We start from the raw sequence: 21,146 nt of genomic DNA, 5'->3' as shown, positions 1-21,146 counted from the left end.
AAGTCAGCCTATCAACAAGCAGTAGAAGCATATGGTTGGTTTGATATGATATGCATTACGTGGATATTGATGGTGCTTTGCAGTCCAGGCAGACCGGGGCACCGATATTTATAAAGGAGAGGAAACATATCGGGTTATCTATGAAAATGACAAGAAAATCATCTACCGCGTTGAGGTAGAAGTTATTGATCCGGATACACAAAAAGCTGTGGCCAAAGAAACTCACGATTTTATATATGAGAATTTGAATGACAAATGGGTGTTCAGTAAATTTTATTTAGTCAGATAGCCCCCGTCATCGAAGTCCAGGTGGCTATGGGGTTATTTGCGTCCATTTATACCGCAAAATGGGCAAAAAGGTTGGAAAAAACCGGTCATCATTAAGGATAAACTGGTGATTGCCACATTTAGAGGCATATTTGCCTTTGATAAAAAATCCGGTAAATTTCTCTACAGGGTTTCGGATTTTTCGGTTGGCGAAGCAGAGGCAAGATTTTATGAAAATACCTTTGAAATGCTGACAAGGATAGGTGATGAACTGTATATAGGTTCTGATACAGGCTGCTTCAATAAAGAATAGTAAGCGTTGACTTGTTTAATAACAGGGGGAGTTTGGCCGGAAAAGTTTGATGCCGGGCAGGATGTAATACTCAATTTAACACTGAGATATAACGCTGATTTAACCGATTCTCAGGGTAAAGAGCCCGAAACTCTCGATATAATAGAATATTCTCCTGTTATAACCATATATTCCGACAGGGAAGTGCCTGTGTGGGAAAAGGCCCTGCCCGCTTTAAAAGGGACCTTAAAACCGGGAGAATACTACAACATTAAATTGGCGTGGAACCAGACCGATTTTTCAGGCAAACCCGTTCCGCCGGGAGGATACGGGGTTTTTCTTAAACCCGGATTAATCCATTATGCTGATTCCTGCGGAGACAATTACTTCCAGGTGGTGCATGATACGATGACAACTCAGACCGGCCTGACCGTAGACAGCGTATGAAATTCACATTCAAGGAAAAGATACGGTGGATGTGTGTTATGTTGAATTTGTATTGTCCAATGGAAAATGGAAGTTATACAGTATAGGTATTGATATTGGGTAAGGCGAATATTGTTCTTCGGCTTATGCGCAAAGAGAAAACGGTCGTATTTTAATAAACTATTCTTTTTATTCGGTATCGATAAGACTCAGTTCATGTTTAAATTATTTTGCAATTGGCATGAGAATTAATATAGACCGAATGCGGCATAATTTCGTTTTAAAAAACATCCCGGTGATTTTTTTGCGTAATGCAATTGTTATGTCACAATAGTATCACAATGTATAGCAAAGAGGATAGAAATCAATGAATGTAATCAATACACTGATTAGCGAATTTAACAAATGTATATTTAATATACTATTATTTTCTATTATTCCACTTGTATGGTATCTAATCAGAAAAAAAACACTAAAAGGATTTGCTTATTCGTTGGGCATCTACAAACCTAAAAAATAAATCTATTGGCGGTAATTCTTACTATTACTACAGTATACTTAATAACATTAGCAGCCATTATTATGATAATCGTATGGGGTAGTAGCGGGAGGAGTTCTGTTGATATACATAATTTTACGGCAATAACAATTTTCTTCTACCTTTTACTTTACGGGATGAAAACAGGAATAGCGGAAGAGATTTTTTTTAGGGGATTTATCGCAAAGAAACTTATTAAAATCCTTGGATTTTCAAAAGGAAATGTTGTTCAGGCTGTTGTGTTTGCGTTGCCTCATTTCGTTATACGCGGTTCAGCCTCTACAGCAGATATTATTGTCCGAATTATAAATGCCTTTTTGTTAGGGTATACATTTGGATATATTATGGATAGAAAATGCAATGGGAGCATTATACCGGTTATGATTTCTCATATTCTTATCAATATGATATCAAGCTTAATACTGTTTATAATACTATAGGACATCATATTATGAGTATAATTTGCAGTTTTTGTTAAGTCACATTCTTTAGTCTACTCCAATGGCATCTTACTGAAGCCTCCGAGCCTGCCGGCTGCTCCTAACTGCCTCTAAATGATTAATATTATACTGGGTTTCAGTTTCCACCTGATCGATGTTGCTATTTCAGTGAACGGACTATCTTCAGAGTTTCCCTTTCATTCAAATCCGTCTCTACTCTGAAACTGATGCTGTCCGCAAACCAGATGATGGTCAATTCGTCCTTTCCAGAATATGGATTACGCTGCGATACCAGAGTGCCCTCCACTCCATTGATATTGACCTTTTTTGCCCGGGCATTGGAAAACATATGGCTTGAGGCAAAATCGCCGGGCATGTGCCGCTGGCTTATTATCAGCCTGTTTTTATCCGAACGGTAGTACTGGTTTACCATGTTTTTATCCATCAGAGTAATGATGTCCAGCTTTAAGCCCCTGGTCAAGTAAGAGGGTTCTTTGAAAGAAAATGAGGCTTCGGCCCGAGCCTGTTCCGGTGCGACCACCTTTTCTCCCGTTGCAAGGGGCCAATCGGGAGGAGGCGGAGGGGCGTCCGGAGGAGGGGTGGAGGTGTTGTCCATGGTTATTATAATGTCGGCGGGTGCCGGACTTCTGAACAAGTCCACTACCGTTTTTAATATTCTGTTACTGCGGGCATTCACCGCAGAAGGGTGGGTAAAGTATAAAAGCGTCCCAAGAATAAATATTATCAAACTTGCGGCTGCCAGTTGAAAGCGAAAAGCCCCGTTTTTATGCAAAAGACTATGGAAAAGTTTCTTTTTTTTACGTGCAGCGTCGATTTTTGCCCAAACCGTGTCCGAGGGAGGTACGTCAATCCGTTGAGCTTCTTCGAGTAATGTGTCTTTTATCAGGTCTTCCAGGTAAGATTCTTTCATTGCTGGGTCCCTTCCTTTTTTGTTATGGTCTTATACACGGGCAAGGGAAAGTTTTTATCGCTGGATATTTTTAAGTTCAGAATTTTTAAGGCCCGGTGCAGGCGGGACTTGACAGTGCCCGGAGGCAAATCAAGAGTCCGTGCGATTTCCCGGGTATCAAAGCCCAGGTAGTATTTTAAGACCACTACCTGCCTGTGTATGGGATTTAAGGAATATATGGCTTCTCGTAGTTTTGCTTTAAGTTCCCGGCGTTCGGCTTCAGTTTCAGGCTGGGGCAGCACGGCCGGGGATATATAATCGCCATTAGGGTAATCGGCAAATTCGTCAAGCACTGTGAGACATTTTTGCTGCCGCAATATGTCGATTGCGCAGCGGGCGGTAATGGATTTTATCCATGATACGAATTTTTTTGGTTCTTTCAATGTATCCAGCCGTTCAAAAGCTTTTAAAAACGCTTCCTGGGCGGCATCTTCTGACATGGCGCGGCTCTGGGTAATTAGGTAAGCGATCCGGTAAACTTCATCATAGAACAACTCAAACAGCACCTGAAACGCTTTATTATCTTTATATTTAGATTTATTGACTAATTTTAACAGGTCCATGCTGCACCTCGGTTTTAATAAAAGACGGGAGAGTTGACATAAAAGTTCCCTAAAAATAGAGATAATTTATGGTAAAAAAATTTTCAATATCAGTATATAACTTTTTATGGTAGAATGTAAGGGGTAGCGCAGGGGTTTTTTTTATAACCTGCAGTGCCGGAAAGCCTGTAAAAGAAGCAGTGAATATGGCATGATTTAGATACTGGAAAAGGGTGGAATAGGAATAAGCCGATTTTTTCAGCACGGCTTCAAAGTATGATCCTTATATGGCGATATTGGGCTGAATTTTTTTCAGGAGAGTTAAATATGAAAAGAAAGATCTTCATCTGTCTTTTATTGGGTATGATCGTTTTTGCTTTGATGAATCTGGCATCGTATATTTGCGGCAGTATTCAGGAAGGGCATCAGGGGAATAGAACGGGCGGGGAGGTTTTGCAGGCGCCTACCGCAAAGCATGGTGGGGGCAAAAATATTATCAACGAAAACGGCAAAACCTTGTTTGAGCGGATAAATGCCCCGCACGGATTTGAGAGAGTACAGGTTGAACCTGGGTCTTTTGGAGAGTATTTAAGAAACCTGCCGCTTAAGCCCCATGGCTCGAAGGTTCATTATTACGACGGGAGAGTAAAAGGCAATGATGTGTACGAAGCCGTCATAGACATGGATGTGGGGACAAAGGACCTGCAGCAGTGTGCCGATGCCGTTATCCGGTTGAGGGCGGAGTATCTGTTCGGGAAAAGACAGTATGACAGGATTCACTTTAACTTCACAAACGGCTTCAGGGCCGATTACAGCAAGTGGATGCAGGGATACAGAATTAAGGTCTCCGGCAACAAAGCTGCATGGGTAAAGACCGCAGGGCATTCTGCCGATTATGAAGACTTCAGGAGATACCTGGATACGGTATTTTCGTATGCCGGGACTTTGTCTCTGTCAAGGGAATTGAAACCGGTGGCATTGGAGAAAATGGAAATCGGAGATGTTTTTATACAGGGAGGTACTCCCGGCCACTGTGTAATCGTAGTGGACATGGCGGAAAACAGGGAAACCGGAGAAAAAATTTTTATGCTAGCCCAGAGCTACATGCCTGCCCAGGATATACACGTCCTCAAGAATCATGATGATCCGGGCATGAGCCCCTGGTATGCCATAAAGCCTGAAAGAGCTTTGGTTACACCCGAATGGACCTTTGAATGGAGTGACCTGAAGAGATTTGAATGAGGCATCCATGATGCATTCGTTTATTCTGCATTTAATCCCGACACAGGAGGAATAAGATAATGAAACGGGGTTATTTAATCTACATTCTCGGAGTCTTTATTGCCGCCACCCTGATTTTTACGGGATGTTTCAGGGCTATCATGCCTGCACCGGGAAATGAAAGCCGGCTTTTTCAATTTTTGCGACACAGTCCTGTATTTACAATGTATATTATAACTGTTATGATAACTGATGTGAGGATATTTGCAAGATAAAAAGCGATGTTTCAAGGTAAAAAAACGTTGTTGTGTTTCAACATAGAAGGGGGGAATACTGCTGTGTGCGACAATTTTAGTATCAGATTTGCTGAGAGAAAAGATACCGGATTGATTCTTCAATTAATCAGAGAACTGGCCGAATACGAAAAGCTGCCGCACGAAGTGACGGCAGATGAGCATTTGCTGGAAGAATCTTTGTTTGACAGAAAAGATGCTGAAGTCATTATTGCGGAGTATGATAATATACCCGTAGGTTATGCCCTTTTCTTCCATAACTTTTCCACTTTCCTCGGCAAGCGAGGCTTGTACCTTGAAGATTTATACATAAGACCGGAATATCGCGGCAGGGGATTTGGCAAAAAGCTTTTTGCTTTTTTGGCTAATCTGGCGCTGGAACGTAACTGCGGCCGCATGGAATGGTCCGTATTGGATTGGAATAGGCCATCCATAGATTTCTATAAATCTTTAGGTGCAAGACCAATGGACGAATGGACTGTTTACAGATTGACCGGCGACGCACTCTGGAATTTGGCGAATAAATTAAAATAACTCTACGGAGCAGGATTATGAGACGGTTTATTTATGCTGCATTTACTATGGTTATCCTATTGGTCCTATTAATAGGGGGAATGTATGTATATATTGAGTGGTACGGGCGAAATTGTGAACCCGAAAAAGCCGATGCTATAATTGTCCTGGGTGCAGCCGTATGGCGAGACGGCCCAAGCCCTGCCTTGCTGGAGCGCATCAATCTGGCGGAGACACTTTACAGGCACGGTTATGCTCCTGCTATTATAACAACAGCTGGGATTGGGACTTCCAATCCCATTCCTGAAGGTAGGGCGGCAAGAGACGAGCTTATCCGCAGGGGAATTTCCGGGGATACCGTTTACGAAGAAACTCATTTATTTTAAAAAGAGCGAAAAATCCTGCGCTTTGTACGCAGGATTTTTCGCTCTTATTTTACTTTGCCTTTTGGAACCATACGGCGGGTTATTTCAGTGAGTTCTCTGGTAAAGCTTGAAAGCGGTTTTCCGGCCCGGATACCCTCCGCTATCTTTTTGATCCTGGTTATCAGGTTGGGGTCTGTAGTCACATTGACGGCTTTGATGCGTGCATCGGCTCTTTTTACGGCATCGGCTACCTTTGATTTGATTTCATTGGTTTTTTTGGCTTCGATGCCGGGTTTTATCTCCAATCCAACAAAAGCTGTAGAACCGGAAACGACCACAGTGGCCGATTTTACGCCTTCCACTTTTTCGGCCGCACTGGCCAGTTTAGTGGCAAGAGCGTGGGCTGTCGGGGCGGCAGGCTTTGGAGCCGGTGTTCTTGTAGGTGCCGGTGTAACTCTGCTGGGAGGAGCTGGCTTTGGTGCAGGTTTACGGCTAACAGAACATCCGCCCAGGGCGAGCGAAAAAACCGTTAGCAATATCAAAAGAGAAGATAAAAATCTTTTCATTTAATTGTTCCCTCCTTCTTTAATTTTAGAATAAGGATTTTTGGCTCTTTTTATACTGTAAGTTTAAGGACAGCAATGGGAAAAGATTACCACTTATATTTTGTGATATAATATTATAGAGGTGGTTTTCATGTATGAACTTCTGGTCCAGGTGGGAAAGTTTGTCCTCATAGGAATTATTTACTATTTTTTATATAATTTTTTAAAAGTAATGGTTTATGACTTAACCGTGGATAAGCAAAACCCTGGGGAAACGGGGTTTTACCTTGTGGCTGATGATGGAATGGAATATCCCCTTTTCCCCATAAATACCATCGGAAGGGCTTCGGATTCCGACATTGTCATTGATGATCCGTTTCTTTCCAGCAAACATGCCCTTATAACTAAAAGGGGCAGGAGTATGTTGATACAGGATTTGAACAGCACCAACGGCACCTTTGTAAATGGAAAGAAGATAAAAAAACCTTTCAGGTTGAAGGAAAATGATGAAGTGGTACTGGGAGATAAGAAATTTACATTTTTGAGGAGGGAAAGCCGTGGAATTAAAAATGGAAGCAATTTATAACAAGACACTGAGCGCCACAGCTCTCATCGGTTTTATTGCCTTTTTGCTTCTGTCTCTCAAAGCCACGCCCTTTTCTCCGATACCCATATATGGGGCCATAGCCTTTGCGGCCATCATGTTTACAGGTTATTTTTTGACCAATTATCTGCTGTACGGCCAGGACCCTGCCCTTTTCATCCTGGCCTGCTTTATAACCGAATTGGGGCTTATAATGCTTTACAGGATAAACCCGGCCGTATTTTTAAAGCAGATAAACTGGTTTGCCCTGGGGGTGCTGGCTTTTATTCTGAGTTCCATAGTTATTAAATACTGGGTAAAGCTTCAAATAAACCCGCTTTATTTTTTTGTCATTACTATAATACTTCTTGTGATTCCGCTGGTATTTGGAGTGGAAAAAGGGGGCTCCAGAAGCTGGATACAGTTGGCGGGATATTCCTTCCAGCCCTCGGAGCTGGCCAAGATAACATTTGTACTCTTTCTGGCAGGAAGATTAAAGGACGGCAGGATAGATAAGGTTCTGTGGTTGACGGGGGAGGTCCTGGCGGCTGTGGGGCTTCTGGCCCTGGCCAGGGACCTCGGTGGGGCCATGCTGTTTTACCTGACAGCTCTTGCCCTGGTGTTTGCGGCCACTTCGCGGTGGGATTTGACAGCGGCGGGCCTGGCTGTATCGGGCGTTGCCGCAGTTTTGGGATACTATCTTTTCGGTCATGTGAGAGTGAGGGTGGAAGCCTGGCTGAACCCCTGGCAGGATGTGCCCGGAAGGGGATATCAAATAGTTCAGTCCCTTTTTGCCATTGCCCAGGGAGGATTTTTTGGAACCGGCCTGGGTTTAGGGCACCCGGAATACATTCCTGCGGTTACCACGGACTTCATTTTTTCGGGGTTTTCCGAGGAGTTCGGTTTTTTGGGAGCAGCAGCGTTGATTATCGTGTATTTCCTGCTGGTATACCGGGGCATAAAAATTTCCCTTACGGTCAGGGACAGCTTTCTGGCCCTGGTGGCTCTTGGGATTTCTACTTTGTTTGGACTTCAGATATTTACCATTATAGGCGGCGTGATAAAACTCATTCCCATGACGGGAGTCACTTTGCCCTTCATGAGCTATGGCGGAAGCTCCATGGTCATGAGTTTTATTTCCCTGGGGATATTAAACGGTATCCGCTTGAACGAGAGGAGAGAGGAAGCCGATGGATAGGCTCAGAAAAAATACAAAGATTATTTTCGGGATTTTTTGCGGGCTTTTCATTTCCCTTATTATATACCTTTCCTATTTTACAGCCTATGAGAGGGAAAAACTTATTCAGAGCTCATACAACCGGAGGCTCTGGGAGCAGGAAGATAGGGTCATAAGGGGCACCATCTACGATACTAAGGGTAGGCCACTGGCCGATACGGTTATAGAGGATAATGTCAAAAAAAGGATATACCCCGGCGGCGAGGCCTTAGGTCCGCTGGTGGGATACTCTGACAGGAGGCTTGGAAGGGCAGGTCTGGAAGATGTTTTTAACGGCGAACTGCTGGGAGTTCTCGAAAAGGACCCCATGGTTCTGCTTCGCCAGAAGATCCTGGGGGTTTCCGACAGGGGCAATGACGCATATCTCACCATAGATGCGGAATTGCAAAAAACCGCTTACAAAATGTTCCGGGGCAGGCGCGGCGCCCTGGTGGCCATGGACCCCAATACGGGAGCCCTCCTGGCCGTGGTGAGTTCGCCGGGATATGACTCTTCAAACCTTCAAAATAAGTGGGACGGCCTGGTGAAAAACCCGGATAAACCCCTGATAAACCGTGCCACTCAGGGATTATATCCTCCCGGCTCCGCCTTTAAGATTATAACCCTGACTGCCGCCCTTACCAGCCATCCGGAAATAGAGAAAAAGATATACTACACTCCTGGATATATAAAAATAAACGGCAGGATAATAAGAGATTATGAGGGCCTGTGGCCCGGCAACTATGATATTACCAATGCCTTCAGGTATTCCAGCAACACGGTTTTTATTCAAATAGGCCAGGAAGTGGGAATGGATAATCTCTTTTCCATGGCCGAAGCCTTTGGGTTCAATGCCAGAGTAAATGCCGATATTCCCATAGCCACCAGCACCATCCCCAGGCCGCCCTTGCTGGGAGGAGAGGTGGAAGTGGCCGAAGATTCCATAGGTCAGGGAAAGATACTGTCAACTCCGCTGCAGATGGCCCGAGTAGCATCGGTGATTGCCAGCGGCGGCAAGCTGGTTACTCCTTACATCCTTCAAAAATCCGTCTCTCCCCTGGGGATAACAAGAACGGTTCATAAACCTGAAACCCTGAAGCAGGTATTAGATAAAAGCGTTGCCGACAAGGTAAAGGCCCTCATGGTGGATGTAGTGCAGAACGGTACCGGCACTCCGGCATATATAAAGGGGATAACCGTGGCCGGCAAGACCGGTAGTGCTCAGAATCCCTTCGGAAAGACCCATGCCTGGTTTGTGGGCTTTGCACCGGCGGAAAACCCTAAGATTGCCGTGGCGGCGGTGGTGGAAAACGCCGGCGGAGGCGGGGCCATTGCAGGGCCTATAGTAAGAGAAGTAATACTGCAGTATTTAAATAGTCTGCAAAAATAAATTATGATTGCATTACACGTAAATACGTGATAATATATAATCAGAGGTGATAAAAATGCAATATCAGAACATTACTCTTTCTATTCCCAAAGAACTTTTAAAAAAAATTAAACATATAGCCATCGAAAAGCAGATATCTATATCAGCTCTTTTGACAAAGACTTTGGAAGAAATAGTTCACAAAGAGGATTCTTATGAAAAGGCTAAAAAGCATCATTTATCTATATTAGAAACAGGTTTTGAGTTAGATACCTGCGGTAAAATAAATTGGCGAAGAGAGGATCTTCATGAACGATAATTTCAAACGTCAGTTTATAGATACTAATGTACTGGTTTATGCCCATGATAGAAGTGCCGGTAAAAAATATGAAAGAGCGCGAAAGCTTTTAACAAACTTATGGGAATCCCGGCAGGGTTGTATAAGCATTCAAGTACTTCAGGAATTTTATGTAACCGTGGTTCAAAAAATAGCAAAACCTATTTTAACTGATAAAGCTGCTAGAATTATTACCGATCTTAAGGAATGGAATGTTCATATACCTGATGTGAATGATATTTTATATGCCATTGATATTCAACAAAGAAATAAACTTTCCTTCTGGGATTCTCTTATAATATGCAGCGCAAAAAAATTGAATTGTGATGTCATTTGGTCAGAAGATCTTAATCATGGGCAATATTATGAAGAGATAGTGGTTATAAACCCTTTTGAAGAATTATCAGACAACTGCTGATTAAAATTCGAAAATGAAATAAAAAAATGCTTCAACTTCGAGAATAAATATGGACAGTTTTGGTCCGGAGGAGATAATATTGAAAAAGAGCCTTTTGGCAGACGGGGCCCTGCTACTGGTCACCATGACCTGGGGTCTTAATTTTGTGGTCATGAAAAACGCACTTACAAAAATAACACCCTACCTGTATCTTGGCATTAGATTTACACTGGCTTCAATCTTTCTGGCAATCATTTTTAACCGGCAGCTCAGAAAACTTTCGAAAGAGGAATTAAAAGGCGGGTTGATTATCGGTCTATGTGTATTTATGGGATTTGTCACCCAGACCATCGGACTTCTTTATACTACACCCGGGAAGTCGGGATTTATAACCAGCATATATGTGGTGCTGGTGCCGTTTCTGGCGTTTTTCCTGACAAAAGAATTTCCGGGGTGGTTTCAGGTACTGGGAGCCATCGTCACCTTCACCGGCCTTGGGATAATTTCCATCAATGAAGACTTTACCATAAATATTGGAGATGCCCTCACTTTGCTATGTGCGGTAGCCTTCGCACTTCAGATAATTTATACCGAACAGTACGTCAAAAAGTCAAATCCCATAAACATAGCCATTTTACAGACCGGAGTGACGGGCTTACTGACTATGGTCATGAGTTTTTGGCTGGAGCCCTTCCCGGTAACCATCGATCCTATGATCTGGACAGCTATATTATATGCGGTAATCTTTTGCACCGCCGGGGCCTTTGCCATTCAAAACATTGCCCAAAAATATACCAGTTCCACCCATGCAGCGGTCATCATGGGCATGGAATCGGTATTCGCCGGGCTTTTTTCCCTTATCTTCTGGGGAGAAACCATGACCCTGAGGACATTATTCGGATTCTCCCTCATCTTCGGTGGCGTCCTGATAACGGAACTTATGCCGGCCATACCCCCAAAACCTGCCGACGTGAGGACTTTAGAGGAAATAAATAAATGATTTCGGTGTGAAAATCGATGAAGGCGACAAGTGAAGGCCGGCAGCACCATTTTCTGACTTCTGACCTCTGGCTTCTGAAAAAGGCTGGCTTACCCTCATGGCGCAGGAGCGGGCGCAAGAAGCGCTTACCGAATGACCAGGTGCCCAGGTCTTCACTGTCGCTGGAAGTGACCCTTTACATGAGGCATAAATAAAAAAGGGAAGTAGAACATTTTTACTCCCCTAAATACGCCTTTTTAACCTGTTCATTGTGAAGTAAATTATCGGCTGTGTCCTCCATGACTATCTTTCCAGTTTCTATTACATACCCCTTATGTGCTATGGACAGCGCCATATGGGCGTTTTGCTCCACCAGGAGGATGGTGGTGCCGCTCCGGTTTATTTCCTGGATAATATCAAAGATGTTTGAAACAATCATGGGGGCAAGCCCCATGGAGGGTTCGTCCAGGAGAAGCAGCTTTGGTCTTGCCATTAAAGCTCTCCCCATGGCCAGCATCTGCTGCTCGCCGCCCGAAAGAGTGCCCGCTACCTGTTTTAAACGCTGTTTCAAAATGGGAAAGAGTTCAAAGACCCGTTCCAGGTCTTTATTTATCTGGTTTTTATCTCCATTCAGGTATGCACCGAGCTGCAGATTTTCCAGCACAGTCATGCGAGGAAAGACCCTCCGGCCTTCCGGGACCATGGCTATGCCTGAACCAACGATATCCGAGGTGGGTTTGTCGGTGATATCCTTTCCCTGAAAATAAATTTTTCCCGAAGTAATATTCACCAGGCCGCAGATAGCCTTCAGGGTGGTGGTTTTACCTGCCCCGTTGGCACCTATTACCGTCACTATCTCACCCTGGTTAATTTCCAGTGAAATGCCCTTCAATGCCTGTATGTTTCCGTAATGAGTTACAACATTGTTAAGTTTTAACATGCACGGTCCTCCTTGCCGGCCCTGTCACCCAGATAAGCCTTTATAACTTTCTCGTCATTTCGCACCTTTTCCGGAGGTCCGTCGGCGATCTTTTTACCGTAATCCAGCACCATTATCCTCTGGGAAATGCCCATGACCAGCTTCATATCATGCTCAATCAGGAGAACGGTTTTTCCCATGTCATTTATTTTATCGATCAGTCCTATTAGCTCATTGGTCTCCTGGGGGTTCATTCCTGCGGCAGGTTCATCAAGCAATATCAAATCGGGGTCTGTGGCCAGAGCCCGGGCCATTTCAAGACGCCGTTGCTTGCCGTAAGGAAGGTTTTTGGCTTTTTCTCCGGCTTCGCTATCAAGACCTACAAAGTTGAGAATCTCCATGGCCCTGTCCCGCACCTTTCTTTCTTCCTTTCTGGTCGCAGGTCCCCTGAAGATCGCTCCAAATACGCCGGTACCGGTGCGGCAATGCTGCCCTATGATTACATTATCCAGCACGCTCATCTCGCCGAAAAGCCTGATGTTTTGAAAGGTGCGGGCAATGCCCATTTTTGTAATATCATAGGGCTTGAGGTTTTTTATCTCCTTTTGTTTGAAGCTTATGGAACCCCGGGTGGGTGAATAAACGCCCGTAAGAAGGTTGAAAAGGGTCGTTTTGCCCGCACCGTTGGGGCCAATGAGGCTCAATACTTCTCCCTTATTTATGCTTATATCCACTGAGTCCAGGGCTGCCAGGCCGCCGAAAACCATGGTGAGGTTTTTACCTTCAAGAAGCGTCACTTTCATTGCCCTCCCTTCTGGCAATTTTTCCGGGTCTCATCTTTCTGAACATAGATGATTTGAGAAAACTAAAGGAAGTGTCGCTCAGCAGGCCCTGGGGCCTTACAATCATCATCACCACCAGCAAAAGTCCGTAAAAGACCATGCGATACTGAGAAATCACCGGAGATACCGACCTTAAAAATTCCGGTAAAATTGTCAGCATGGCGGCGCCCAGTATGGCTCCCGCAGTATTGCCCATGCCGCCGAGGACCACCATACACAGGATCTCTATGGATTTCATGAAACCGAAATTATTGGGATTAATATAACGGAACAGGAAGGCGAAAAGACCTCCGGCAATGCCTGCATAAAAGGCACCGATGGCAAAAGCCAGGATTTTGTAGTTGGTTGTATTAATCCCCATAGCTTCGGCTGCAAGTTCATCTTCCCTGATAGCTATAAAGGCTTTGCCCACCCGGGAATTCATTATTCTATTTAAAGAAAATATTACCATGATGACCGCTGCCGCCACAATATATATGTTGGTTACCTTGGGGATACCCCGAAGTCCCATGGGGCCGCCGGTGATCTTGAGGTTCAGTAGAATGTTCCTCATGATTTCCCCAAAGCCTAATGTTGCAATAGCAAGATAATCACCCCTGAGCCTGAGGGTGGGGACACCGATGATAAAGCCAAAAAAGGCCGCTGTTACGGCTCCGATGATTATGGCGATCAAAAAGGGAACATGGAGTTTAAGAGCCAGCAGTGTGGCGGTATAGGCGCCGATGCCCATGAAAGTGGCGTGCCCAAGGGAAAGCTGTCCGGTGAAACCCGATACAAGGTTGAGGCTTACGGCAAGGATTATGTTTATTCCTATTACCATCAGTACCTGTAAATAATAATTCATCAGCTACACCTACACTTTCTCTTGAACCCTGCGGCCCATAAGGCCCGTAGGTTTAAACAGCAAAATAAGTATCAACACCGCAAAGGCTATGGCATCTTTATACTGCGACATATACACGGCTCCCAATACCTCCGCAAGACCCAGAATAAGACCTCCCACCATGGCACCGGGGATGTTGCCTATACCTCCCAGCACGGCGGCTACAAAGCCTTTAAGTCCGGGGAAAAATCCCATCATGGGGTCGGCAGAATTAAAATATACTCCTACCAGAACACCGGCGGCACCGCCCAGGGCCGACCCTATGGCGAAGGTAAAGGATATGACCCTGTCTATCTTGATACCCATTAGCTGGGCGGTTTCCTTATCCTGGGCCGTTGCCCTCATGGCTTGCCCGATTTTGGTTTTCTGTATGAGAAAATGAAGTCCTACCATGAGAAAGACGGATATTATCAGTATTAAAAGCTGCAGGGAAGAAATCTGGATAATACCAAAATTTAAACCTGTGATTTTAAAATTAGCAGGGAATGCTCTTGCCTGAGGCCCCGCAGCAAGCAGCGCAGCATTTTGTAAAAATATGGATACTCCTATGGCACTGATGAGGGGTGCTATACGGTTTGCCTTTCTTAAAGGCTTGTAAGCCACTTTCTCAATGACTACTCCCAGAATACAGGAACCGGCCATTCCCGCCAGCAACGCTATGGCAAAAGGAAGTTTGTAAACAGTGACCATCATCAAGCCCACAAAAGCGCCTGTCATATAAATTTCGCTGTGGGCAAAATTTATAAGTTCCAGGATGCCGTAGACCATGGTGTAACCCAGAGCTATGAGGGCATAAGTGCTTCCCAGTGTCAAACCGTTTATAACCTGCGCGAAAAACTGCGAAAAGAACATGAGGTTATCCATTCCTTTCTAAATGGGAAAGTCAATGGACGCGGGGCGTCCATTGACCCATGTTTTGACGGAATTTTGTTTTTAACGGAGCTTTGTGAATTTGCCGTTTTCAACCTTCAATATGATGATATCCTTTACAGCATCGCCGTTTTCAGCAAAGGATGTGTTTCCGGTGATACCAGGAAAATCCCTGGTCTTGGCCATTTCGGCCTGCAGTGCTTCTCCGCCGGCTCCATTGGCGTTCTTTATGGCGGAAAGCAGGATCTTGGCTGCGTCATAAGCCTGGGCGGCGAACATGTCGGGCTCGGCGTTATATTTTTCTTTGTAGGCTTTTACAAAGTTTTGCACGGCTTCGGCTGGGTCATCTGCAAAAAATCCTGCGGTGAAGATGGCTCCTTCCACGGCTTTGCCGCCGAGCTCTACCAGCTTGGGAGAGTAGAATCCGTCGGCTCCCAGGATCTGGACCTTTAATCCCTGTTCCTGAGCCTGCTGGGCAATTTTCGCTGCCTCGGTGTAGTATCCTGCAATATAAAGGGCATCGGGATTGAATCCTTTTATCTTGGTGAGCTGAGCTCTGAAATCACTTTCGCCGTCGTTGTATGTTTCTATGTCCACCACCTGCGCTACTTCTTTGGCTTTCTTCTCAAAGGCGTTTTTGAGCGAAAGGCCATAGTCATTGTTTGTGAACATTATGGCGAATTTCTTAAGCCCCAGGTCTTTGGCAGCATATTCGGCAAGCTGTGTGGCCTGTACATCGTCAGAAAGACAGTTTCTGAAGATATAGTCTCCTATATCCGGGATTCCTGAAGCCGTTGAAGAAGAAGAAATCATTACGACTTTAGCATCGTTGGCTATTGGTCCGGCGGTCATGGTCTCGGAGCTCAACACACCACCTACAATGGCTATGACCTTATCCTGTTCGATGAGTTTTGTGGCTGCATTGGCGGCTTCGGTCTGGTCTCCGCGGGTATCTTCGGAAAATAGTTTTACCTGTTTTCCGTTGATGCCACCGGCTTTATTTACCTCATCCACGGCCACCTCTACGCCGTTTTTGGTGCTTATACCATAGGTGGCGGTATTTCCCGTAAGAGGTCCGAGTGTACCGATTTTGATTACATCATCACTTTTTGCCTGCTGGGAAGAATCCGAACTTGAAGAACTGGAAGAACCGGTGGATTGTGTTTGCCCGCATCCGGCCAGCGCCAGGATTGTCAACGCAATTACGATGGTTAAAGCCAGGGTTTTTGAAAGTTTAAACATAAAGATCCCCCTTTTAATGTAAAATAATTAAAATATTACCACATTAAAGGATATTGAAAACAATAATAATACTTTAATCACCACCTCCCGGAAAAATAAAAACGGCAGTTTCACCCATGACAAAATACAGGTGGAACCTACCGCTGGGGTCTTTTATACCCACGGTGTACAATTTCTTGCTGTACCGCTTGGACCTGCCGCTTATTGCCGGAACCCTAGGTACACTCCCACCGAAAAGATTTAAGTATAAATTTTATTTTTTATTATAATCCAGTTTTCATAAATTGTCACTAACAAAGTGAGGTATTTTTATAATTTTTTTTGTATGATATCTGGTTCCTTTATGGTAAACGACAGTATAAAGCCGGTAAAGACAATGGCGAAAGTCATTATAAATAAAAATGTGTAATTAAAATTATTTATCACAAGCCCCCCTATTATTGGAAGAAATGTAGTGGGGGCGGTCACTGTGTTCAAGAGACCTATGTATAATGGCCTTTTTTCTTCGGGGGCGATTTTTAAAAGATAATTGAATATACCCACCCAGACTCCGCTGTAAGTTATTCCAATAGATGCAAAGATGGCGGTGTAAAGCAGGATAAAAGGATAGCCCTTCAAATGCAGCCAGTAACTGGCGAGAGCCAGAACAGGCTGAAGCGTTGTTGCAAAACCGGTTATCAAGATAACCATCCTGCTTCCACTGTAGTCGTTGATTCTACCGAGAACCACTCCGGCCAGCACATATCCCAGCATCTGGGAAGATACGAAAAACCCCACCACGTCATTGGAGAGCCCCAGGTTTTCCCTGGCGAAAATGACATAAAAGGGCAGAGGCAGGAAAAAAAACCTCACCAGGGTATTAATCAGAATGAGTTTCCTCAGGGTCATGTCGCTTTTTAATAAAACCGGGATTTTGCTTAAAAAAACCCTTAAATCCTCCTGACCCGGCTTTGTTTCGGATATGTTTTCCCTTACCCGGATAAAAGAAATAAAAGACATGGCGGCAAGGATAAAACCCATCATAAAAATGATAAAATAATTGTTAGGAAAGACAAAGTCTTTACTGTCCAGGATATTTTTTATAAGGAAACCGGCTCCAAAAGCCAGGCTTCCGCCCAACAACTGGGTCAGGGCATAGTACCTGCCCCTGCTACTGGGAGGGATGGATTTCGCGAAAATGTCAATCCACGGCACTCCCGTTATGCCATCAGAAAAGGACAGTATGACAAAAAACAGGTAAAATAAGCTCAAGGCAAGGCCCGGATTTCTGGCTGCCAGCAGCGCTGAAAACGCCATGATGCCGATGGAGAGCCGGAGGCTACCGCCGGCCCAGAGTACCACGGGCTTTTTGTAGGGAAGGCTTTCCACCCGGTGGGCTACCAGCAGTTGTGGTAAAAACCATCCGCAGTTCCTGATGGTGGTGGTAAGTCCGATCAATATGGGGGAATTTGTCAGCATGCTCACAAAAGACGGTATCACCGTGCCCGGGTCCAGAAAGGCCGAGGAAATGTTGAAAAAGATAGCATCAAAACTGATGGCATAAAAATTGATGGCAAGCTTTCTTTTTTCATCCATGCTTTTTTCCTGATGCTGTAACAATATAAAACCTCCATTTTTGGTCCGTTTTCATCCGGCTTGATAAATTGATTCGACACAATTAATATTATTCCTTCATACGAAATAAAAGAAGGATAATATTAAAAATTGTAGAATATATATTTCAACTGTATTTTGCGGGCAGGTTACGCCTTATCACGAAAGGAATGAATCCATTGGCTTTATTCAGTGCTGTCACCGTAGAACAGGTGAAAGAGATTTTGAAAAAACATCTGGAGGGCTATAAGCCCGAAATTGAGGAAGCGAACTTACTCCAGGCTTACAACAGGGTGCTGGCGGAGGACATTGTTTCACCGGAAGACATCCCTGCCTTTAACCGCTCCACCGTAGATGGTTTTGCGGTGAGGGCCAGGGACACCTTCGGGGCTAGCGAATCCATGCCCGCACTCCTGACCCTCGTGGGCGAAATCAGGATGGGTGAGCAAACAGAAATCAAACTTTCAACCGGTGAGGCAGCAAAAATACCCACCGGCGGCATGCTGCCCGAGTGTTCTGACGCCGTCGTTATGCTGGAATATACACAACTAATGGATGACACCATCCTCTGCGCCGAAAAGCCGGTGGCGCCGAAAGAAAACGTGGTGGAAAAGGGGGAAGATATAAAAAAGGGCAGTGTGGTGCTAAAAAAAGGTCATACGTTGAGGCCCCAGGATTTGGGAGCACTGGCGGCGGTGGGTATTGACCGCATAAAATTAGTAAAGCCCCCTGCAGTATCGGTTATTTCCACCGGTGATGAAATAAAGCCTCCTGCATCATCTGTTAAGCCCGGGGAAGTGAGAGATATAAACACCTATGCCATTTGCGGAGAAGTGATGAAATGGGGAGGTTTGCCCCTACCGCAGGGCATAGTGAGGGATAATTTCGAGGATTTATATGATGCCGTAAAAGCCGCCCTGGAAAAGAGCCATATGGTGCTCCTGTCCGGCGGAAGTTCGGTGGGTGCCAGGGACCACACCGTGAAGGTTATCGAAAGCCTGGGAAAACCCGGTGTGCTGGCCCACGGCCTTCCGGTAAAACCCGGCAAGCCCACGGTGGTGGCAGTGGTGGATGGCAAGCCCATCATCGGTCTTCCCGGTCACCCGGTCTCGGCCATGGTGATATTTGAAATACTCGTAAGGCCCATTATATCCACGATGCTGGGAAGGCCCGAAGATTTCGGGGGAACGAGAGTCTATGCCAGGATGTCCAGGAATATAGCATCCGCCGCAGGAAGACAGGATTTTATAAGGGTTAAGCTGGAGCAAAGGGGAGAAGAGCTCTGGGCGGTGCCGGTTCTGGGAAAATCGGGGCTCATTTCCAATATGGTAGAGTCCCACGGATTAGCCCGTATCCCGTCCGAAAAGCAGGGAGTGGCAGAAGGCGAACTGGTGGAGGTAGAAATATATTAAGGGAAAAGACACAGGGACGGTTCTGTCTTTTTAACGAAGCTTAAATAGAATATATATAAATAGAATATATATAAGGAGTTTTTATATGAAGAAAAGGGATGTTTATCTGGACAATATGCCTCTGGAAGAAGCAAAGAAGTTATTTTTTGAGGACCTGCAGGAGGCTGGGATTTTAAAGTCCCGGGAGCCGGAGATCCTGGATGTCCGGAAGGCTCTGGGAAGGGTTACGGCAGAGCCAGTTTTTGCTAAAATTTCGTCGCCCCATTACCATGCGGCGGCCATGGATGGCATTGCGGTGGCGGCAAAGGATACCTTCGGAGCCGATGACAGTAATCCCGTCAGGTTAAAAGAAGGAATCCACTTTAAATATGTTGACACCGGGGACCCCCTTCCCCCCGGATGCGACACGGTGATAATGATTGAAGAGGTCCATCCGGTGGGTGATGGAGAAGTGGAGATAATCAAATCCTACTCCCCCTGGGACAACGTGAGGGGGATAGGGGAGGACATAGTGGCCACTGAACTCATCGTGCCGGAAAATCACCGGCTGCGGCCCCAGGATCTGGGAGCCATCCTGGCGGGAGGGCATGTGCAGGTGGCTGTGAGGAAAAAACCGATTGTAGCTATAATCCCCACGGGAACCGAACTGGTATCCCCTGGGACGGTTTTAAAACCCGGGGATATCATAGAATACAATTCTGCTATGCTGGCCGGGTTTGTGGAAGAATGGGGCGGTCAGGCCCTGGTGATGGAAAAGGTTGAAGACGATTATGAAAAAATAAAACAAAAAATTCAGGAAGCCTTGGAAAAAGCTGATGCGGTCATAATTAACGCGGGTTCTTCGGCAGGGTCTGAGGACTATACTTCATCATGTATAGCGGAACTGGGTAAACTGCTGGTTCACGGCGTGGCCATAAGGCCCGGAAAACCCGTGATGCTTGGAAGAATAGGCGAAAAACCTGTTATGGGCATTCCCGGCTATCCGGTATCGGCGGTTCTTACCATGAACCTCTTTGTGAAGCCATTGATTTATTTGATGCAGGGAATCCCGGAACCGGAGCCGGAAAAGATAAATGCCGTCATGTCCCGGCGGGTGGTGTCGTCCATCGGCACCGAGGAATTCCTCAGAGTAAAGCTCGGGCGTATAGGAGAGCGGGTCTGCGCCTCTCCCCTTCCCCGGGGCGCCGGTGTTATCATGTCCATGGTGAGAGCCGACGGCATCGCCAGGATACCGGCATTAAAGGAAGGTCTGGAGGCCGGGGAACAGGTGGAAGTGGAGCTTTTGAGGCCAGGATATGAGATTGAAAACACCGTTGTCATAATAGGAAGCCATGATATAACCCTTGACCTCCTCGCCAATGAAGTCAAAAAATATTACCCGGAGCTCAATATCTCTTCCGCCCACGTGGGGAGCATGGGAGGGATCATGGCATTAAAGCGGGGTGAATGCCACATGGCGGGCATTCACCTTCTGGACCCCGATACCGGGGAATACAACGTGCCCTATATAAAAAGGTATCTTCTGGAAAAGGGAGTAGTCCTGGTAAATCTCATCTACCGGCAGCAGGGCATTATGGTACCGAAAGGCAACCCTAAAGCAATAAAAAGCATCGAGGATTTAAGAAGGCCCGATGTACTTTTCATCAACCGCCAGAGGGGAGCCGGCACCAGGCTGCTTCTGGATTTAAAATTAAAGCAGCTGGGGATATCTCCCGATGAAATCCGGGGATATGACCGGGAGGAATATACCCATATGGCGGTAGCGGCAGCGGTGGCTGGAGGCAGCGCCGATGCGGGCCTGGGGATCCTGGCGGCTGCCAATGCCCTTAACCTGGACTTTATCCCGATATCGCCGGAAGAGTATGACCTTGTTATACCCGAGGAATTTTACCATCTGGATTCGGTAAAGAAGATGCTTCAGGTCATAAACACCGATGAATTCAAGCAAAAGGTGGAAGCCCTGGGAGGCTACGACACCCGCGATACGGGCAAAGTGACTATCGTGCCACGGGGACGGTTCCATTGACACATTTCCATATACACTCCGGCGCGTGGGAAGAACCGTCCGTGACAATGCCTGGGGAATCGAGTT

Annotated in this window: 25 protein-coding genes; 16 read left to right on the top strand and 9 right to left on the bottom strand. The window is 45.6% G+C overall.

What is annotated here, in order from left to right:
- Positions 1-325: 325 nt before the first annotated feature.
- The 3 genes from D2962_RS14225 (at position 326) to D2962_RS14215 (ending at position 1,963) form a co-directional block, all read left to right on the top strand.
- Complete coding sequence (locus D2962_RS14225; RefSeq protein WP_120769069.1) at positions 326-580, top strand: hypothetical protein; 255 nt, start codon at positions 326-328, stop codon at positions 578-580.
- Positions 581-586: 6 nt separating this feature from the next.
- Positions 587-1,006 (top strand): hypothetical protein, encoded by a 420-nt coding sequence (locus D2962_RS14220; protein WP_122015369.1) that lies wholly within the window; start codon positions 587-589, stop codon positions 1,004-1,006.
- A 561-nt stretch (positions 1,007-1,567) separates the two neighbouring features.
- Positions 1,568-1,963, top strand: a complete 396-nt coding sequence (locus D2962_RS14215) for a CPBP family intramembrane glutamic endopeptidase (protein ID WP_122015368.1) — start codon at positions 1,568-1,570, stop codon at positions 1,961-1,963.
- A 160-nt stretch (positions 1,964-2,123) separates the two neighbouring features.
- Here the strand turns inward: D2962_RS14215 and D2962_RS14210 are convergent, their stop codons facing one another.
- Entirely contained in the window at positions 2,124-2,894 is a 771-nt protein-coding gene (locus D2962_RS14210) for a DUF4367 domain-containing protein (protein ID WP_122015367.1), read from the bottom strand.
- Positions 2,891-3,496: an RNA polymerase sigma factor gene (locus tag D2962_RS14205; protein WP_122015366.1), complete on the bottom strand. Its 606-nt coding sequence runs from the start codon at positions 3,494-3,496 to the stop codon at positions 2,891-2,893. The genes D2962_RS14210 and D2962_RS14205 overlap by 4 nt, the downstream gene beginning before the upstream one ends.
- Before the next feature lie 306 nt (positions 3,497-3,802).
- Between D2962_RS14205 and D2962_RS14195 the strand changes: the two genes are divergently transcribed.
- The 4 genes from D2962_RS14195 (at position 3,803) to D2962_RS14180 (ending at position 5,888) form a co-directional block, all read left to right on the top strand.
- The gene (locus D2962_RS14195) at positions 3,803-4,717 is read left to right on the top strand and encodes a DUF4846 domain-containing protein (RefSeq protein ID WP_222927556.1); all 915 of its coding nucleotides are present in this window, start codon (positions 3,803-3,805) and stop codon (positions 4,715-4,717) included.
- Between the two features lie 59 nt (positions 4,718-4,776).
- Positions 4,777-4,971 (top strand): hypothetical protein, encoded by a 195-nt coding sequence (locus D2962_RS14190; RefSeq protein WP_122015364.1) that lies wholly within the window; start codon positions 4,777-4,779, stop codon positions 4,969-4,971.
- Between the two features lie 63 nt (positions 4,972-5,034).
- Complete coding sequence (locus D2962_RS14185) at positions 5,035-5,523, top strand: GNAT family N-acetyltransferase (RefSeq protein ID WP_222927555.1); 489 nt, start codon at positions 5,035-5,037, stop codon at positions 5,521-5,523.
- Positions 5,524-5,603: 80 nt separating this feature from the next.
- Positions 5,604-5,888, top strand: coding sequence for a YdcF family protein (locus tag D2962_RS14180; RefSeq protein WP_162991238.1), 285 nt, complete (start codon positions 5,604-5,606; stop codon positions 5,886-5,888).
- A 44-nt stretch (positions 5,889-5,932) separates the two neighbouring features.
- On the opposite strand, the gene D2962_RS14175 is transcribed toward D2962_RS14180, so the two are convergent.
- Entirely contained in the window at positions 5,933-6,433 is a 501-nt protein-coding gene (locus tag D2962_RS14175; protein WP_122015361.1) for a YhcN/YlaJ family sporulation lipoprotein, read from the bottom strand.
- 130 nt (positions 6,434-6,563) lie between these two features.
- Between D2962_RS14175 and D2962_RS14170 the strand changes: the two genes are divergently transcribed.
- The 7 genes from D2962_RS14170 (at position 6,564) to D2962_RS17680 (ending at position 11,508) form a co-directional block, all read left to right on the top strand.
- Positions 6,564-6,998: an FHA domain-containing protein gene (locus D2962_RS14170; RefSeq protein ID WP_120767611.1), complete on the top strand. Its 435-nt coding sequence runs from the start codon at positions 6,564-6,566 to the stop codon at positions 6,996-6,998.
- Positions 6,982-8,193 (top strand): FtsW/RodA/SpoVE family cell cycle protein, encoded by a 1,212-nt coding sequence (locus D2962_RS14165; RefSeq protein ID WP_425456626.1) that lies wholly within the window; start codon positions 6,982-6,984, stop codon positions 8,191-8,193. Before D2962_RS14170 ends, D2962_RS14165 begins: the two co-directional genes overlap by 17 nt.
- Positions 8,186-9,601: a peptidoglycan D,D-transpeptidase FtsI family protein gene (locus D2962_RS14160; RefSeq protein WP_122015359.1), complete on the top strand. Its 1,416-nt coding sequence runs from the start codon at positions 8,186-8,188 to the stop codon at positions 9,599-9,601. Before D2962_RS14165 ends, D2962_RS14160 begins: the two co-directional genes overlap by 8 nt.
- A 55-nt stretch (positions 9,602-9,656) precedes the next feature.
- Positions 9,657-9,899: a CopG family transcriptional regulator gene (locus D2962_RS14155; protein WP_122015358.1), complete on the top strand. Its 243-nt coding sequence runs from the start codon at positions 9,657-9,659 to the stop codon at positions 9,897-9,899.
- A complete protein-coding gene (locus D2962_RS14150) occupies positions 9,889-10,335 on the top strand; it encodes a PIN domain-containing protein (protein WP_122015357.1) in 447 nt (148 codons plus the stop codon). The genes D2962_RS14155 and D2962_RS14150 overlap by 11 nt, the downstream gene beginning before the upstream one ends.
- Positions 10,336-10,414: 79 nt before the next feature.
- The gene (locus tag D2962_RS14145) at positions 10,415-11,314 is read left to right on the top strand and encodes a DMT family transporter (RefSeq protein WP_245984729.1); all 900 of its coding nucleotides are present in this window, start codon (positions 10,415-10,417) and stop codon (positions 11,312-11,314) included.
- Between the two features lie 17 nt (positions 11,315-11,331).
- Entirely contained in the window at positions 11,332-11,508 is a 177-nt protein-coding gene (locus D2962_RS17680) for a hypothetical protein (RefSeq protein WP_162991237.1), read from the top strand.
- Positions 11,509-11,528: 20 nt separating this feature from the next.
- On the opposite strand, the gene D2962_RS14140 is transcribed toward D2962_RS17680, so the two are convergent.
- From D2962_RS14140 to D2962_RS14115, 6 genes are all read right to left on the bottom strand, one after another.
- Complete coding sequence (locus D2962_RS14140; RefSeq protein ID WP_122015355.1) at positions 11,529-12,233, bottom strand: ABC transporter ATP-binding protein; 705 nt, start codon at positions 12,231-12,233, stop codon at positions 11,529-11,531.
- Positions 12,227-13,015, bottom strand: coding sequence for an ABC transporter ATP-binding protein (locus D2962_RS14135; RefSeq protein ID WP_162991236.1), 789 nt, complete (start codon positions 13,013-13,015; stop codon positions 12,227-12,229). Before D2962_RS14135 ends, D2962_RS14140 begins: the two co-directional genes overlap by 7 nt.
- On the bottom strand, positions 12,996-13,898 hold the full coding sequence (locus D2962_RS14130) for a branched-chain amino acid ABC transporter permease (protein WP_120767664.1): 903 nt from the start codon (positions 13,896-13,898) through the stop codon (positions 12,996-12,998). Before D2962_RS14130 ends, D2962_RS14135 begins: the two co-directional genes overlap by 20 nt.
- A gap of 9 nt (positions 13,899-13,907) precedes the next feature.
- Positions 13,908-14,789 (bottom strand): branched-chain amino acid ABC transporter permease, encoded by an 882-nt coding sequence (locus D2962_RS14125; RefSeq protein ID WP_120767618.1) that lies wholly within the window; start codon positions 14,787-14,789, stop codon positions 13,908-13,910.
- Between the two features lie 81 nt (positions 14,790-14,870).
- Positions 14,871-16,049 (bottom strand): ABC transporter substrate-binding protein, encoded by a 1,179-nt coding sequence (locus D2962_RS14120; protein ID WP_245984728.1) that lies wholly within the window; start codon positions 16,047-16,049, stop codon positions 14,871-14,873.
- A 309-nt stretch (positions 16,050-16,358) separates the two neighbouring features.
- Entirely contained in the window at positions 16,359-17,648 is a 1,290-nt protein-coding gene (locus D2962_RS14115) for an MFS transporter (RefSeq protein ID WP_120767620.1), read from the bottom strand.
- A gap of 173 nt (positions 17,649-17,821) precedes the next feature.
- Here D2962_RS14115 and D2962_RS14110 point away from each other — a divergent pair, with 173 nt between their 5' ends.
- Positions 17,822-19,054 carry a molybdopterin molybdotransferase MoeA gene (locus D2962_RS14110; protein ID WP_245984726.1) on the top strand — a complete coding sequence of 411 codons (1,233 nt, stop codon included), beginning with the start codon at positions 17,822-17,824 and terminating at the stop codon, positions 19,052-19,054.
- A gap of 85 nt (positions 19,055-19,139) precedes the next feature.
- Positions 19,140-21,080 carry a molybdopterin biosynthesis protein gene (locus D2962_RS14105; protein ID WP_122015352.1) on the top strand — a complete coding sequence of 647 codons (1,941 nt, stop codon included), beginning with the start codon at positions 19,140-19,142 and terminating at the stop codon, positions 21,078-21,080.
- Positions 21,081-21,146: the final 66 nt, after the last annotated feature.

Origin of the sequence: Biomaibacter acetigenes, assembly GCF_003691585.1 — a bacterium.
GTDB classification, from domain to species: Bacteria; Bacillota; Thermosediminibacteria; order Thermosediminibacterales; family Tepidanaerobacteraceae; genus Biomaibacter; species Biomaibacter acetigenes.
This window is presented reverse-complemented; position numbering and strand designations above follow the sequence as displayed.

Bases quoted from the DNA above. Each gene is read 5' to 3' on its own strand.
- D2962_RS14170 (WP_120767611.1), top strand. From the start codon at position 6,564: ATGTATGAACTTCTGGTCCAGGTGGGAAAGTTTGTCCTCATAGGAATT.
- D2962_RS14130 (WP_120767664.1), bottom strand. From the start codon at position 13,898: ATGAATTATTATTTACAGGTACTGATGGTAATAGGAATAAACATAATC.
- D2962_RS14165 (WP_425456626.1), top strand. From the start codon at position 6,982: ATGGAAGCAATTTATAACAAGACACTGAGCGCCACAGCTCTCATCGGT.
- D2962_RS17680 (WP_162991237.1), top strand. From the start codon at position 11,332: ATGAAGGCGACAAGTGAAGGCCGGCAGCACCATTTTCTGACTTCTGAC.
- D2962_RS14205 (WP_122015366.1), bottom strand. From the start codon at position 3,496: ATGGACCTGTTAAAATTAGTCAATAAATCTAAATATAAAGATAATAAA.
- D2962_RS14120 (WP_245984728.1), bottom strand. From the start codon at position 16,049: ATGTTTAAACTTTCAAAAACCCTGGCTTTAACCATCGTAATTGCGTTG.
- D2962_RS14155 (WP_122015358.1), top strand. From the start codon at position 9,657: ATGCAATATCAGAACATTACTCTTTCTATTCCCAAAGAACTTTTAAAA.
- D2962_RS14180 (WP_162991238.1), top strand. From the start codon at position 5,604: ATGTATGTATATATTGAGTGGTACGGGCGAAATTGTGAACCCGAAAAA.
- D2962_RS14175 (WP_122015361.1), bottom strand. From the start codon at position 6,433: ATGAAAAGATTTTTATCTTCTCTTTTGATATTGCTAACGGTTTTTTCG.
- D2962_RS14160 (WP_122015359.1), top strand. From the start codon at position 8,186: ATGGATAGGCTCAGAAAAAATACAAAGATTATTTTCGGGATTTTTTGC.
- D2962_RS14210 (WP_122015367.1), bottom strand. From the start codon at position 2,894: ATGAAAGAATCTTACCTGGAAGACCTGATAAAAGACACATTACTCGAA.
- D2962_RS14150 (WP_122015357.1), top strand. From the start codon at position 9,889: ATGAACGATAATTTCAAACGTCAGTTTATAGATACTAATGTACTGGTT.
- D2962_RS14125 (WP_120767618.1), bottom strand. From the start codon at position 14,789: ATGTTCTTTTCGCAGTTTTTCGCGCAGGTTATAAACGGTTTGACACTG.
- D2962_RS14135 (WP_162991236.1), bottom strand. From the start codon at position 13,015: ATGAAAGTGACGCTTCTTGAAGGTAAAAACCTCACCATGGTTTTCGGC.
- D2962_RS14105 (WP_122015352.1), top strand. From the start codon at position 19,140: ATGAAGAAAAGGGATGTTTATCTGGACAATATGCCTCTGGAAGAAGCA.
- D2962_RS14195 (WP_222927556.1), top strand. From the start codon at position 3,803: ATGAAAAGAAAGATCTTCATCTGTCTTTTATTGGGTATGATCGTTTTT.
- D2962_RS14190 (WP_122015364.1), top strand. From the start codon at position 4,777: ATGAAACGGGGTTATTTAATCTACATTCTCGGAGTCTTTATTGCCGCC.
- D2962_RS14140 (WP_122015355.1), bottom strand. From the start codon at position 12,233: ATGTTAAAACTTAACAATGTTGTAACTCATTACGGAAACATACAGGCA.
- D2962_RS14215 (WP_122015368.1), top strand. From the start codon at position 1,568: ATGATAATCGTATGGGGTAGTAGCGGGAGGAGTTCTGTTGATATACAT.